This is a genomic window from [Flexibacter] sp. ATCC 35103 (genome assembly GCF_001975985.1).
In the GTDB taxonomy this organism is placed as follows: domain Bacteria; phylum Bacteroidota; class Bacteroidia; order Flavobacteriales; family Flavobacteriaceae; genus Flavobacterium.
The window spans coordinates 153,311-168,863 of sequence record NZ_MTQF01000011.1 but is presented as its reverse complement, the minus strand read 5'-3'; the positions used below and the strand labels follow the sequence as shown (position 1 = coordinate 168,863).

The 15,553-nt window shown below is 33.4% G+C and carries 11 protein-coding genes; 6 read left to right on the top strand and 5 right to left on the bottom strand.

The window, feature by feature from the left end; translation table 11 throughout:
* Nucleotides 1–52: 52 nt before the first annotated feature.
* Nucleotides 53–1,378 carry a PDZ domain-containing protein gene (locus BXU01_RS20585; RefSeq protein WP_083695038.1) on the bottom strand — a complete coding sequence of 442 codons (1,326 nt, stop codon included), beginning with the start codon at nt 1,376–1,378 and terminating at the stop codon, nt 53–55.
* A gap of 122 nt (nt 1,379–1,500) precedes the next feature.
* Between BXU01_RS20585 and BXU01_RS20580 the strand changes: the two genes are divergently transcribed.
* The 6 genes from BXU01_RS20580 (at nt 1,501) to lgt (ending at nt 6,853) form a co-directional block, all read left to right on the top strand.
* The gene (locus BXU01_RS20580) at nt 1,501–2,697 is read left to right on the top strand and encodes a pyridoxal phosphate-dependent aminotransferase (RefSeq protein ID WP_083695037.1); all 1,197 of its coding nucleotides are present in this window, start codon (nt 1,501–1,503) and stop codon (nt 2,695–2,697) included.
* Between the two features lie 201 nt (nt 2,698–2,898).
* A complete protein-coding gene (gene folE / locus BXU01_RS20575) occupies nt 2,899–3,570 on the top strand; it encodes a GTP cyclohydrolase I FolE (protein ID WP_055098419.1) in 672 nt (223 codons plus the stop codon).
* Between the two features lie 97 nt (nt 3,571–3,667).
* Complete coding sequence (locus BXU01_RS20570; protein ID WP_083695036.1) at nt 3,668–4,033, top strand: four helix bundle protein; 366 nt, start codon at nt 3,668–3,670, stop codon at nt 4,031–4,033.
* Nucleotides 4,034–4,113: 80 nt separating this feature from the next.
* Nucleotides 4,114–5,592 (top strand): cysteine--tRNA ligase, encoded by a 1,479-nt coding sequence (gene cysS, locus BXU01_RS20565; protein ID WP_083695035.1) that lies wholly within the window; start codon nt 4,114–4,116, stop codon nt 5,590–5,592.
* Between the two features lie 22 nt (nt 5,593–5,614).
* On the top strand, nt 5,615–5,854 hold the full coding sequence (gene yidD / locus BXU01_RS20560; protein WP_055098421.1) for a membrane protein insertion efficiency factor YidD: 240 nt from the start codon (nt 5,615–5,617) through the stop codon (nt 5,852–5,854).
* 66 nt (nt 5,855–5,920) lie between these two features.
* Nucleotides 5,921–6,853 (top strand): prolipoprotein diacylglyceryl transferase, encoded by a 933-nt coding sequence (gene lgt / locus BXU01_RS20555; RefSeq protein ID WP_083695034.1) that lies wholly within the window; start codon nt 5,921–5,923, stop codon nt 6,851–6,853.
* A 428-nt stretch (nt 6,854–7,281) separates the two neighbouring features.
* Here the strand turns inward: lgt and secDF are convergent, their stop codons facing one another.
* The 4 genes from secDF to asnB all read right to left on the bottom strand — a co-directional run bounded on the left by secDF (nt 7,282) and on the right by asnB (nt 15,368).
* Entirely contained in the window at nt 7,282–10,254 is a 2,973-nt protein-coding gene (gene secDF / locus BXU01_RS20550) for a protein translocase subunit SecDF (RefSeq protein WP_083695033.1), read from the bottom strand.
* A 227-nt stretch (nt 10,255–10,481) separates the two neighbouring features.
* Complete coding sequence (gene mdh / locus BXU01_RS20545; RefSeq protein ID WP_056246268.1) at nt 10,482–11,417, bottom strand: malate dehydrogenase; 936 nt, start codon at nt 11,415–11,417, stop codon at nt 10,482–10,484.
* A 109-nt stretch (nt 11,418–11,526) separates the two neighbouring features.
* Nucleotides 11,527–13,467, bottom strand: coding sequence for a DNA topoisomerase (ATP-hydrolyzing) subunit B (gyrB, locus tag BXU01_RS20540; protein WP_055098425.1), 1,941 nt, complete (start codon nt 13,465–13,467; stop codon nt 11,527–11,529).
* Nucleotides 13,468–13,751: 284 nt separating this feature from the next.
* A complete protein-coding gene (gene asnB / locus BXU01_RS20535; protein ID WP_083695032.1) occupies nt 13,752–15,368 on the bottom strand; it encodes an asparagine synthase B in 1,617 nt (538 codons plus the stop codon).
* Nucleotides 15,369–15,553 lie beyond the last annotated feature (185 nt).

Sequence of the window (15,553 nt, the reverse complement as noted above, 5' to 3'; positions counted from 1 at the left end):
TAGCAATCTGCCATTATATATTTGTATTTTTAAATAATTATAATTGAACACTTTACAACTCATCTTCAAGTTTAAATCTAAATTTTAAAATAAGACTATTTCGTTCAACTTCTAAGTTAATCCATATATCTTCTTCAGATTTTAAAAGGGCATTAATTTGCTGCAAAGAATATTTATAAGGAACATTATTATTGATTCTAACAATAATATCCCCTTTTTGTAATCCGCATTTTTCAGCAGCTGAATTTTTACGAATATTGACAATTTCATAAATGGGTTTTAATGAAAATTTGTATCGGAAATTTCCATCTCTTTTCTCATTATATCCAGATTCCTCTATAGAAGTCGCCACCTTTACAGTTTCTAAATGAACGGTTTCCTGAACCCATTGAAGTCCGTTATGCTGAATCGTGATTCCGCTTTTGTTATAACTGAAAGGATCTGAAAATTTATTGTTTTTTTTAAGATATAACTTCTTATCTGCATAATCTAAAACTACTGTAAATCGTTTTAAAACTTCTCCGCCAACAGAACCAATCCGATCGGGAACCATTTTTACATTTTTAATGGAACTTGAATCCGGAAAAGAAACAATTGGTTTTTTAAAGTTAAAATCATCAATTAAAAAATTATCTATTTTAGCACGATGTCCTTCAATATCTCCGCTAAAACCTTTACCTAAAAAGTCAGGAAAATTCTTTTTGGGCAATTTAATTTTATTATTTTCAAAAATCCAGAATGCATCGCTATTCCCAACATCAATAAGTAATTTTGCCGGTATTCTGGCAGTATCAACAATTGCTGTTGTATAAATATACGGTTTGGATCTTTCTATGGTTATTGGAATTGTTTTAAATTTTTTCTGGAGTCTTTTACGGGTTTCTTCATTGTTTGCATGCACCACTAATCTCTTTTTCTGATAGTTGATTTCGACAATATTATTTTTAAAAAATTTGTACCCAATAATACCATTAACAGGAATACCAATATGAGACGACAAATTAAAACTCTGATCTAAAATAATATAAACCAATTGGCTGTTTGATTTTAAACCATGAGTTTCTAAAATGTTATTTGCTGATTTAAGGCCTTCAATTTCTTCTTCGCTGCCTAAACCTTTTAGTTTTATTTTTTCGACATTTTTAAAACTAACTTCCTGTTTATCTTCCATACTAAACAAGATCGTTTCTTCGACACCGGAATCCAGCAAGAAATTAAGTTCGACACCGTTTACTTTAATAGGAATAAAAACAAGGTTATTTATCAATTTAAAAGGAATAGTAACCTTCTTACTGTGGTTTTCGATTAAAAAATCGACTTGGGACATCACTGGCAAAGATGCCAAAAGCCCAAAAAACAACATGAAATATTTTTTCATTGATAATATTTTATGATAAAATTACTAAAAATATTGATAATTGTTACATTTTAATAAGTACCTGTAATGTTTACGTTAAATTCGAAAAAAAAATGCAAATTTGCACTTCAATAATTAAACTCATGCCAACAATTTCACACAAAGGCAGAAACATGCCCGAATCACCGATACGCAAACTTGCTCCTTTTGCAGATGCTGCAAAACAAAAAGGGAAGAAAGTGTATCACTTAAACATAGGTCAACCGGATATCAATACACCCGAAGTGGCCATCGAGGCGGTAAAAAATATTGATTTAACTCTTATCGAATACAGTCCGTCTGCCGGATATGAAAGTTATAGAAAAAAATTAGCTAAATTTTACCAACGTCAAAACGTAAATGTTAACTCAGAAGACATCATTATTACTACTGGTGGCTCTGAAGCCTTGTTGTTTGCATTAGCCACAATTACAGATCCGGGTGACGAAATTATTATTCCGGAACCTTTTTATGCTAACTATCATGCCTTTGCATCTTCTACAAGCGCAACTGTAATTCCGGTGATTTCGACGATCGAAACTGGATTTGCACTGCCAAGTATTGAAGATGTTGAAAAATTGATTACACCAAAAACAAAAGCGATATTAATATGCAATCCCGGTAATCCAACGGGTTATTTATATTCAGAATCAGAGATTAAACAACTTGCAGGTTTAATAAAAAAACATGATTTGTATTTAATCGCTGACGAAGTATATCGTGAATTTTTATATGATGGTGATGATGTTCACTATTCTGTAATGAATCTTGAAGATGTACAGCAAAATGTGATCATGGTTGATTCTGTTTCAAAACGTTACAGCATGTGCGGCGCAAGAATTGGATGTCTGGTAACTAAAAATAAAGATGTTTTATCAACGGTGATGAAGTTTGCACAGGCACGTTTAAGTCCGCCTACAATTGAGCAAATTGCCTGTGAAGCTGCAATAGATACGCCACAAAGTTATTTTGATGAAGTAATTACAGAATATAAAGGCCGTCGTGATACCTTGATTACTGAATTGAATAAAATCGAAGGCGTAATTGTTACCAAACCAAAAGGCGCTTTTTATTGCATTGCACAATTGCCAATAGAAAATGCTGATGATTTTGCACAATGGCTTCTTGAAACTTATGATTTAAACGGAGAAACCGTGATGGTTGCTCCGGCTGCCGGATTTTATTCGACTCCCGGAATGGGACTTAATCAGGTTAGAATTGCTTATGTGCTGAATAAAAAAGATTTAGTGACCGCCGTAAATATTTTAAAAGAAGCTCTTTTGGTTTACAACAAAAAATAAGCACTACAAAATAACACTCTTAAAAGACAATAACAGGCTATGTTATTGTCTTTTGTATTTTAAAAAAACAGCATTTTGGATTTAATTTAAATTATATCCAAAAACCATCAATTAAATAGTAAAAACGATAGAAAAGGTTTGCTTTTTATTAATTATCTTTACCGCCTTAAAAAGATATACCCATACTAATAGTAGTTTTTAATGATAAATAACGAAGATTTTTTAGACGAAACAGGAGACAATCATTTTAGCAGCAACGCTCAAAACCCTGTAAGACAGGATGCTTTTGACTTAAGTGATGATGAAAAAATAGAAAGAATAAAAAAAGATGTTGAAAACATCCTACAGACTTTAGGAATGGATTTAACTGATGACAGCATAAAAGGTACTCCAAACCGAGTAGCAAAAATGTTTGTAAAAGAGATTTTTGGTGGTCTTAATCCTTCAAAACAGCCAAAAGCTTCGACTTTTGACAATAATTACAAATACGGTGAAATGTTAGTCGAGAAAAACATTACCGTTTATTCTACCTGCGAACACCATTTATTACCTATTATAGGACGTGCTCATGTTGCTTACATTTCCAGCGGAAGAGTTATTGGTTTATCAAAAATGAACCGAATTGTAGAATATTATGCTAAAAGACCTCAGGTTCAAGAGCGTTTGACCATGCAAATTGTTCAGGAATTGCAAAAAGCATTAGGTACTGAAGATGTTGCCTGCGTGATCGATGCCAAACATTTATGTGTAAATTCAAGAGGAATTAAAGATATCGAAAGCAGTACAGTAACATCTGAATTTGGTGGAAAATTCAAAGATCCTCAAACAAAAAGAGAATTTTTAGATTATATTAAATTAGACACTCAGTTCTAGTTTAATTGGTAAATCGTTAATTTGTTTAATCGCTTCATTGCAAATCTGAATTTACGGTTAAATGATTAAACAAATTAACAATTAAACCAAAACACACATGTATACTTTTTCATTTGAAAAGTTAGAAGTTTGGCAAAACTCAAGAATGTTTATTTTGGATATTTATAAATTAACTGGTAAATTTCCATCAAATGAATTATTCGGAATAACTTCTCAAATAAAAAGAAGTTCCGCATCAATTGCGACAAATATTGCAGAAGGAACTTCGAGAAATACGAATAAAGATAAAGCTCATTTTTTAACGATCTCATATTCATCAGCGATGGAAACCTTGAACCACTTAATTATTTCAAAAGATTTAAATTATGTGTCCGAAACTGAATATGTAGAGTCTCGCGAAAAAATTGAGAAAATCTGTAATCAGATAAACAGTTTAAAAAAGTACTATCTTTCAAAAGAATAATACGTATCAAATTAAAAACAAAAAAAACGTTTACACGATTAAACAAATCAACAATTAAACGGTTAAACAGCAAAAAAAATATGCCTTTATATACAACGCAGCCACTAAAAATATACAATTCACTTTCAGGTGAAAAAGAAAATTTCAAACCAATCCATGAAGGAAATGTTGGAATGTATGTTTGCGGACCTACGGTTTATAGCAATGTACACTTAGGAAATGTTAGAACTTTTATGTCTTTTGACGTTATATTCAGGTATTTTTTACATCTTGATTATAAAGTTCGCTATGTTCGAAATATTACTGATGTAGGCCATATTGTAGATGATGTTGATGAAGGAGAAGATAAAATCGCTAAAAAAGCGCGTTTAGAGCAACTGGAACCAATGGAAGTTGTTCAGCGTTATACAGTAGATTTTCATGATATCCTGAAGTCTTTCAACTTTTTACCGCCTAGTATCGAACCAACAGCTACAGGACATATTATTGAACAAATCGAAATCATCAAAAAAATCATTGATACCGGAATTGGTTATGAAGCCAACGGATCTGTTTATTTTGATGTTGTAAAATACAACGAAACCAATAATTACGGAGTTTTAAGTGGCCGAAATATCGAAGATATGCTAGCTAATACCCGTGATCTTGATGGCCAGTCTGACAAAAGAAACCCACAGGATTTTGCTCTTTGGAAAAAAGCAGAACCGCAACATATCATGAGATGGCCTTCGCCATGGAGCGATGGTTTCCCAGGTTGGCATCTTGAATGTACGGCAATGAGTACCAAATATCTTGGTAATCATTTTGATATTCACGGTGGCGGAATGGATTTAAAATTCCCGCATCATGAATGTGAAATCGCACAAAACGAAGCTTGTACAGGTCAGTCTCCGGTAAATTACTGGATGCACGCCAATATGCTTACCCTTAACGGAAAGAAAATGGCAAAATCTACTGGAAATAATATTCTTCCGGGAGAGATTTTAAGCGGAGATAATACTATTTTGAGCAAAGCTTTCTCTGCATCTGTAACTCGATTTTTTATGTTGCAGGCGCATTACCGAAGTATTCTTGATTTTTCTGACGATGCTATTGTTGCTGCCGAAAAAGGATATAAAAGATTAATGGAAGCTGTTGATGCATTGCCAACTATATCAACAAGTGCAACTAGTTCTATTGATATTGCTTCATGGAAACAATTGAGCTACGATGCCATGAATGACGATTTTAATACTCCAATTTTAATCGCTCAATTGTTCGAAGCTGTTCGTTATATCAATTTATTGAAAGAAGGAAAAGAAACGATTTCTGCCGAAGACCTAGCTTTATTTACAACTGCAATTAATGCGTTTGTATTTGATGTTTTAGGCCTGAGTGATGACAAAGGTGCCGATGCTAATAATGATAAATTAGAGGGTGTCGTAAACATGCTTATTGGCATGAGAAATCAAGCCAGAGCTGATAAAAACTTTGCTCTTTCTGACCAGATTCGCGATCAGTTGATTGCTTTAGGCATTCAGTTGAAAGACGGAAAAGAAGGCACAAGCTTTTCTATATAATCAATTCATTTTCTAATAAATCATGAAAGTAACTACTCCATTTGTTTTATTAGTTCGCTTTTATCAAACTGCAATTTCGCCTTTTACACCGGCAAGTTGCAGGTTTGAACCTACATGTTCAACATACATGATTCAGGCCTTACAGACTCATGGTTTATTTTATGGCGGATATTTGGGAATAAAACGAATTTTAAGCTGCAATCCATGGGGAAGAACCGGTTATGATCCTGTTCCTGAAAAGAAATGTTCACATAAACATTAACTTTTTATAAAGAGCAACTTTACTTTTAATATTTATTTTTACATACAAAACAAACAAATTTAAAATATGACACTTTCCTCAAATATCATTTGGAATCCTTCTGAAGGAATCGATTTAGGATTTTTTATGATTCGTTACTACAGTTTAATGTTCGTAATCGCTTTTGGTTTAGGCTGGTTCATAATGAAAAAGATTTTCGAACGCGAAAATGAATCACTTGAAAAATTAGATTCTTTATTTGTCTGGACTGTTTTAGCTACTTTGATAGGAGCACGTTTAGGACATGTTTTATTCTATGACTGGGAATATTTTAGAAATCATTTACTTGAAATCTTTTTACCGGTTAGATTTGAACCAAAATTTGAATTTACAGGTTTTCAGGGATTAGCCAGTCATGGTGCAGCAATTGCCATTATTGTTGCGATGTATTACTACAGCAAAATGATCTTAAAACGTCCTTTATTATGGATTTTGGACCGTGTTGTAATTCCGGTTGCAAGCGGTGCGATTTTTGTTCGTTTAGGAAACTTTTTTAATTCAGAAATTATAGGAAAAGTAACTGATTCAGCATTTGGTATTCGCTTTTTACACGATCAGTTCAGCAAATCTGAAGCTGTAAATGCAACACAAATCGCAGATCCAAAAGCAGCTTATACTGCAATTGCTACAGATCCTAAATTTGCTGATTTATTAGCTCAGGTTCCTGCAAAACATCCGACTCAATTATACGAAGGAATTGCTTATATTTTTGTTTTTGCAGTTCTTTTCTTCATGTACTGGAAAACAAATGCAAGACTTAAATCTGGATTATTATTTGGATCTTTCCTTGTTCTGTTATTTGTAGTACGTTTTATAGTCGAATTTGTAAAAGAAAGCCAGGGCGGATTTGAGAATGAATTAGGCATTTTCTCAACAGGACAATGGCTAAGTATCCCTTTTATCATTATAGGGCTATTCTTTGTTATTAGAGCACAAAGAAATCCATTAGCAGAATCATAAAATACAATCAAAATATAAAAAAGCCCAATACCTTAAAGTATTGGGCTTTTTTATTTACAAGCACTCAAAGAATACCTAATTCAACATTTCTTGCATTATTACCGATATTTCACATCTTCTAATTCTGCATTAAATAGCTAACCAATTAAGCGAATATCAAACCAAGATTCATTTACTTTCACTGAAACTCTTAGCAATAAAACATCAACTAAAATAAACCTTTTGCTATTGTTTTTCTACACCTATTATCATTAACTCACTAACTTCCTAAAGCATTAATAGAATCTTTTCAATTTGTTACTCCTTCTTAACTCCAAAGATTTAGTACACTTAAATGTATTTTAAACTTTAGCATATTGATGTTGACACATAGCACAAAAAAAAGACCCAACTTTCGTTGGGTCTTTTTAATTTATATAAACTTGCAATTATGCTTGTTTGTGTTTTTCTTCGATTGTGTGTTTCTCATCACTTGAAATCGTATCTACCAATACTGGTGTAGCGATAAACAATGAAGAGTAAGTTCCCACAACAATACCTACTAACATCGCGAAGATAAATCCTCTGATAGATTCTCCACCAAAGATAAACATTGTCAATAATACAATGATCATCATTAATGACGTATTCAACGTTCTTGATAATGTAGTATTAATAGAAGCATTTACAATATCTTCAAAAGTACCTTTACGGTTACCGATAATAAACTCTCTAACCCTGTCAAATACAATTACGGTATCATTCATAGAATAACCAATAACAGTAAGGATTGCAGCGATAAAGTGCTGATCCATTTCCATATGGAAAGGCATGAATTTATAACATAAAGAGTAGATACCTAATACAAAGATAACGTCATGCGCTACAGCTGCAATCGCACCTAATGAATATTGCCATTTACGGAAAGAAACCATTAAGTATAAGAAAATAGCCGCCATTGCACCAAGAACTGCCCAGTATGAGTTAGTTTTGATATCCTCAGAGATAGAAGCTCCAACTTTAGAAGCTTGCAATACACCGATTCTTTTACCATCAAATGAGTTGATGAATTTATCGTAAGTAGTGTTTGGATAATACTTTTGCAAAGCAGCGTATAATTTTTGATTCACTTCTTCGTCGATAGCAACACCATCTTCTTTAATTTTATATTTTGTAGTGATTTTTAATTGATCATCATCACCTAAAATCTTAGCCTCAACCGGAGTTCCAAAAGCTGCAGATAATTCATCTGAAACTGTTGTAGCATCAATTGGTTTTTCGAATTTAACCTGGAAAGTTCTTCCTCCAACAAAATCAACACCTTCATCTAATCCATTCACAAAGAAAATAGAAGTTAAACTTACTACAACTACAATAGAAGAGAAGATATAAGTGAATTTTTTGATTTTAATAAAGTCAAAGTGGAAATTAGTAAACCAGTTTTTAGTAATGTTTGTAGAGAAAGTCAAATCAGCTTTTCCAGCAATATTTCTGTCGATAAAAATTCTAGCGATAAAAATTGATGTAAACATTGACGTTACGATACCAATAAGTAAAGTTAAAGCAAAACCTTTAATTGGTCCTGTTCCAAAAATAAATAAGATAGCCCCAGTTAAAACGTGCGTTACGTTCGCATCGATAATAGAACGCATTGCTCCGTGCCATCCGTAAGATTCTGTAACTGCTTCAGATAAAGATTTACCTTCACGTAATTCTTCTTTTGCTCTTTCAAATATAATAATATTCGCATCTACCGCTGTACCTAATGTAAGTACGATACCTGCAATACCTGGTAATGTTAATACAAAACCAAAACTTGCCATAATTCCGAATAAGAAAAGTAAGTTCAATAATAAGGCAAGGTTAGCATACCAACCCGCTTTACCATAATAGAATACCATCCATAAACAAACTAATAAAAATCCTAATACAGATGAAATTGTACCTGCATCAATTGCAGCCTGACCTAAAGATGGTCCTACAACAGTTGATTGAACAATATCAGCAGAAGCCGGTAATTTACCTGCATTTAATACGTTAGCTAAATCTTTAGTTTCAGCAACATCAAAAGAACCTGTAATTTCAGATCTTCCACCAGCAATTGGCCCACTTGTAACACCAGGAGCAGAATAAACGATATTATCCAGAACAATAGCAATATAACCTTTTTGAGAGAAAGCTCTACCTGTTAATTCTTCCCAAACTTTAGCACCCTGGCTGTTCATTTGCATAGAAACAGCTGGTTTTCCTAATTGGTCAAAAGTATCTTTTGCATCAGTAACAACACCACCGCTCATTGCAGGAACGTTATCTCTGTTACCTTTTAAAGCATATAATTCTACAGCTTCAAGATCTTTTCCTTTTGCATCTTTTATAGTAGTTGGTTTACTCCATACAAATTTTGCATTATGTTGGTCAGCAGCCAATAAAACTCTAATGTCAGCTCTTTTAAAATATCCGTTTACAGCAGCAGTATCTTTTGTTGCAAAGTAACCTAAAACCGGTCCGCCACCCTGACCTAACATTTTGTCAAATAATGGGTTGTTTCCTTTTTTAGTCTCAACTGAATCTTTAGCATCAGTTAATAAAGCATTCAATGAATCTTTAGCAACAGTTTTAGTTTCTGTTTTTTTGATTTCAGTCTTTTTCAAAGCCTCGTTAGAAGCTACTAAAAAGTTTCCAATTTCTTCAACTTTATAAGTTTCCCAAAACTCTAATTGAGCTTTTCCACCTAATAATTTTTTAATTCTATCAACATCCTTCGCACCCGGAAGCTCTACTAAGATTCTTCCTGTTTCTCCTAATTTTTGAATGTTTGGTTGTGTAACACCAAATTTGTCGATACGCTCTCTTAATACTTTATAAGCACTTTCAACAGACTCATCAACTTTTCTTTTAATTACTTTTTGAACTTGCGAATCAGACATTTGAAAATCGATTCCACCTTCTCCTTGTAAACTTCTGTTTGCAAAAATATCAGGTGAAGCTAATTTCACTGTTCCGTTTGAATTCGCTTCAAAAGCTTCAAAAAACTTATTTAAATAGGTTTTGTTTCCTTCTAAATTTGCAGATGCATCAGCTAATGATTTATTAAATACCGGATTTTTAGAATTGTTAGCCAAACCTTTTAAAACATCTTTAATAGAAATTTGAAGAATCACGTTGATTCCTCCTTCTAAGTCAAGACCTTTATTAAGTTGTTTGTTTTTTACTTCATTATAAGTAAAATCCGAAAAACCAAGGTTCAACACTTTTTCTTTACCAATAGAATCTAAATATTTTAATTCCTTGTCAGGATTATCTCCTGCAAAAGCTTTAGCTTCACTTTTGACGTTATTTGCCACAAAAGTGAAAGAAAGTTGGTAAATACTTACCAATGCAAATAGAATTGCGAAAAATTTAATAAGTCCTTTATTCTGCATTATTACTAAAAATTAATTATGTTTTATTGTTTGTTTTTGTTTTAAAGTCCCATAAAATAAGTCCTGACATGAGTTTTTAAAACTAAAAAATCGAGATCACGAATTACCACATTTTTTTTAAACCGAGCAAATATATAATTAACGAAAAGATTAACCAATTTATTTATTAATTAATCTTAAAAAAAAGACTGCAAAAGTGCAGTCTTTTCCTTTTTTTTCGAAAATCCTTATACTAAAATCGATTTTAGAGCATCATTCATACCTCTAACCGCATCTGCACTTTTAGCAAATAAGGCTTTTTCCTGGTCATTTAATTTGATGTCTAAAATTTCTTCTACTCCGTTTTTACCAATTATACATGGCACACCTATACATATATCATTTTGTCCGTATTCTCCTTCAACAAAAACAGAACATGCAATCATTTTCTTCTGATCGTTTAAAATACTATCTACAAGAAAGGCAACAGAAGCTCCTGGCGCATACCATGCTGATGTTCCTAAAAGACCTGTAAGAGTAGCTCCGCCAACCATTGTATCAGCAGCTACTTTCTGTAATACTTCTTCTGAAAGAAATTCAGTTACCGGAATTCCATTATAAGATGCCAAACGAGTTAAAGGAATCATAGTCGTATCACCATGACCACCAATAACCATTGCTGAGATATCATTTGCAGGTTTATCTAAAGCTAATGAAAGATAGGTTCTGAAACGAGAACTATCTAACGCTCCACCCATACCAATAATTCTGTTTTTTGGTAATCCGGTAGATTTTAAAGCTAAATAAGTCATAGTATCCATTGGATTAGAAACTACAACAATTATAGTATTTGGAGAAAATTTCAATACATTTTCAGCAACTGTTTTTACAATTCCTGCATTTATACCAATCAATTCTTCACGAGTCATTCCTGGTTTTCTCGGAATTCCTGATGTAATTACAACTACATCACTTCCGGCAGTTTTAGAATAATCGTTGGTTACGCCAGATACTTTGGTATTAAAACCTGTATTTGTCGCACATTGCATAATATCCAACGCTTTCCCTTCGGCAAAACCTTCTTTAATATCCAACAACACTACTTCGCTTGCAATTCCTCTATAAGAAATAACATCTGCACATGTAGCTCCAACATTTCCTGCTCCTACAATGGTAACTTTCATATTTTATACTTTATCGGTTATTAATTAATTTGTTTATTTGATAAATCGACAATTCGTTTAATCGTCTAAGTAAATTTAAACAATTAAACGAATTGAGGATTAAAATTTATTATGCATCGATATTTGCGTAAACTGCATTTTTCTCGATAAATTCTCTACGTGGCGGAACTTCATCTCCCATTAACATTGAGAAAACTCTATCGGCTTCGGCTAAACTATCAATAGTTACCTGGCGTAAAGTTCTAAAGCTTGGATCCATTGTGGTTTCCCATAACTGCTCCGCGTTCATCTCTCCAAGACCTTTATAACGTTGGATCGCTGCACTTCCTCCCATTCTCTCATTGGCCTGATCACGCTGAACGTCGTTCCATGCATATTCTTTCTTGTTTCCTTTTTTAACTAAGTATAAAGGTGGTGCTGCAATATAAACGTGTCCTTCTTCGATTAGTTCTTTCATGAAACGGAAGAAGAATGTTAATATTAAGGTAGAAATGTGACTACCATCGACATCGGCATCACACATGATGATTACTTTATGATATCTTAGTTTTTCAAGATTTAAGGCTTTACTATCTTCTGCAGTACCTACGGTAACTCCTAAAGCGGTAAAGATATTACGAATCTCTTCATTTTCGAATACTTTATGGTGCATCGCTTTCTCAACGTTCAAAATCTTACCACGTAATGGTAAAATCGCCTGAAAGTTACGATCACGACCTTGTTTTGCTGTTCCACCAGCCGAATCTCCCTCGACAAGGTAAACCTCACATCTTGCAGGATCCTGCTCAGAACAATCTGAAAGTTTTCCTGGTAATCCACCGCCACCCATAACGGTTTTACGCTGTACCATTTCACGTGCTTTTTTAGCAGCGTGACGGGCTTGAGCAGCCAAAATTACTTTTTGGATAATGATTCTGGCATCATTTGGATTTTCTTCCAAATAATTCTCTAACATTTCTCCAACTGCCTGAGAAACCGGAGAAACTACTTCTCTGTTTCCAAGTTTAGTTTTTGTTTGTCCTTCGAATTGTGGTTCTGCAACTTTTACCGAAATAATAGCTGTTAATCCTTCACGGAAATCATCTCCTGCAATTTCGAATTTCAGTTTATCGAGCATTCCGGATGCATCAGCGTATTTTTTAAGGGTTCTTGTTAAACCACTTCTAAAACCTTGTAAATGCGTTCCTCCTTCGTGCGTGTTGATATTATTTACGTATGAGAAAATATTCTCTGTATAACTTGTATTATAAATCAAGGCAACCTCAACCGGAATCTCACCTTTTTCGTGATCCATGCTGATTACGTGAGAAATAATTGGCTCACGGTTACCATCTAAATAACGAATGTATTCTTTAAGACCTTCATCAGAGTGAAAAACTTCAACTTTAAATTCGCCTTTTTCATCTACTTCTCTTTTATCTGTAAACGTGATTGTAATTCCTTTATTCAGGAAAGAAAGCTCACGCATACGAGCTGATAAAGTATCATAAGAGAATTCTATAGTCTGGGTAAAAATAGTATCATCAGGATAAAAAGTCTGACGTGTACCTCTTTTATCTGTTTCTCCAATTTGTTTAACAGGATATATTGCTTTACCTCTTTCGTATTCTTGTTCGTAGATTTTACCGTCTCTAAAAACAGTAGATTTCATATGAACTGAAAGTGCATTTACAACTGAAACCCCTACACCGTGTAAACCTCCTGAAACTTTATAAGAATCTTTGTCAAATTTACCTCCGGCACCAATTTTAGTCATTACTACTTCAAGTGCCGAAACACCTTCTTTTTTATGTAAATCAACTGGAATACCACGACCGTTATCTTCAACTGTTACTGAACCGTCTTCGTTGATTGCAACACCAATGGTATCACAATGTCCTCCCATCGCCTCATCAATAGAGTTATCAACAACCTCATAAACCAAATGATGCAGCCCTCGAACTCCCACATCTCCAATATACATCGATGGACGCATTCTTACGTGCTCCATTCCTTCTAATGCCTGAATACTATCTGCTGAATAATTGTTCTTCTTGATTTCTTCGCTCATATAATTTATTCTAAAAAAATGTAATTATTGTCTAACACGCAAATATATAAAAACGCAAATTATATATCCGTTAAAATACCATTTAAAGCACTTAAGTTATTAACACTATTGTGCAAAAAACCACAAAAAACGACAAAAGCTGACTTTAAATTCTAATTTTCACAAATTCTAAATTCTAAAAATAGAAATAACATAAAAAAATCCAAAACCAACAATTGAAATGTGGTTTCGGATTTCTGTTATTTCACACCAAATTGATATTTGGAATTTATTTTTTTGAATTTCTAAACCGTTACTCCTGCCTTCGAAATTTCGATATCGGCTTTTACGTGAGCTGCATTAGCTCTTCCGCTTGGATCCTGGTTTTCCTGCCATTTCGGTATCCATTTTCGAACTGTTTGTGCAGCACTTACCTGTGGATAAAATTTATGAAATATAGATCTGTACAAATAAGCTTCTTTTGTAGTTGGCGAATTATATGGAAATTCAGCACTTGCACCGGCTAATTGGTCGTCAGAAATCTGTCCGGAACAATATTCTATCAATTCATCTACCCAATTATATCCTACACCATCAGAAAACTGTTCTTTCTGTCTCCATAAGATTTCAGTTGGCAAATATGGATTTTCAGGTGTATCAAATGCTTTTCTTAAAATATATTTTTCAATATTATCGTAAGTCTTCGGTTGCTTTTCTTCTGTTTTTATTCGAATAGAAACATCTAGAAATTCCTTGTCTAAAAACGGAATTCTGGCTTCTAATCCGTGTGCCATTGTCGTTTTATCGGCACGAAGCAAATCAGCTGTAAATAATTTCTGCACTCTTTCGATTGTTTCATCCTGAAATTCTTCTGCAGAGGGTGCATTTCTAAAATACAAATGACCTCCAAAAACTTCATCAGCACCTTCACCGGAAAGAATTACTTTTACGCCCTGATCAGCGATTGCTTTTGCTAATAAGTACATAGGAACTCCAGATCTTACCGAAATGATATCGTAAGTCTCAATATGATAAATTACTTTCTCTAAAATAGCAACACCTTCTTCTACAGTAAAATGTATTTCATGATGTTCTGTATCTAAAAATTCAGCCGCTTTTCTTGCTGCAATATTGTCTGGCGAATCTGCATCTAAACCTATAGAAAATGATTTTAACTTTTTACCGTTTTCTTTTAATAATCGAGCTGCAATCGCAGATGTCAATGACGAATCTAAACCTCCTGAAAGCAAAACCCCAACAGGAACTTCGCTCATCAAACGCTTACGGGTAGCCTCGATCAAGGACTCTCTGACCAAATCAAGATCTAACGACTTGTTAGCATTAGAATGATCTTCGTATTCCGGATTATAATATTTTACAAAACCTGTTTTACCGGTATAATAATGCCCGGGAGGAAAAGTTGAAAACGATTTACATTGATCTGCAATTGACTTCATTTCTGAAGAAAAATAAATCCTTCCTCTTTCGTCCAGTCCGTAATATAAAGGCTTAACCCCAACTGCATCTCTCGCTGCAATATAATTATCTCCATCAATGACTACAAAAGCAAAATCACCGTCAAGCATATTACAAAACTTATATCCAAATTCTTCGTACAGGTGTACGATTACTTCAGAATCTGATTTTGTTCTAAAACTATGATCTTTTAAAACAGTATCTTTTAATTCCTGATAATTATAGATTTCTCCATCATGCACCATCCAGGCTTTATTCGTTCCCTGAATAGGCTGTTTGCCCGATTTAAGATCAATAATCGACAAACTTTCATGGCAAATAATACTGCCATTTTCCATAATATGTAAATCACTCTCATCAGGACCACGATGTGACATTCTTGTAGAAAGCTCTTTCACGAGTTGCGGGTCTTTTCCTTTACCAATAACGGCCAATATTCCAGACATACTATTCTATTTTTTTATTTATTTTAATTTTTTACTTAGGACTATTAGGAAATAAACCAAGCATAAAATTTATTATATTTTTCTAATTTTGAGCTAAACCAAATACAAACCTCAACTTTTCTGTACTTAAACAGCTACAATACAAGCAATCTAATTTTATTTCGATGAATGCCAAATATAAAAAA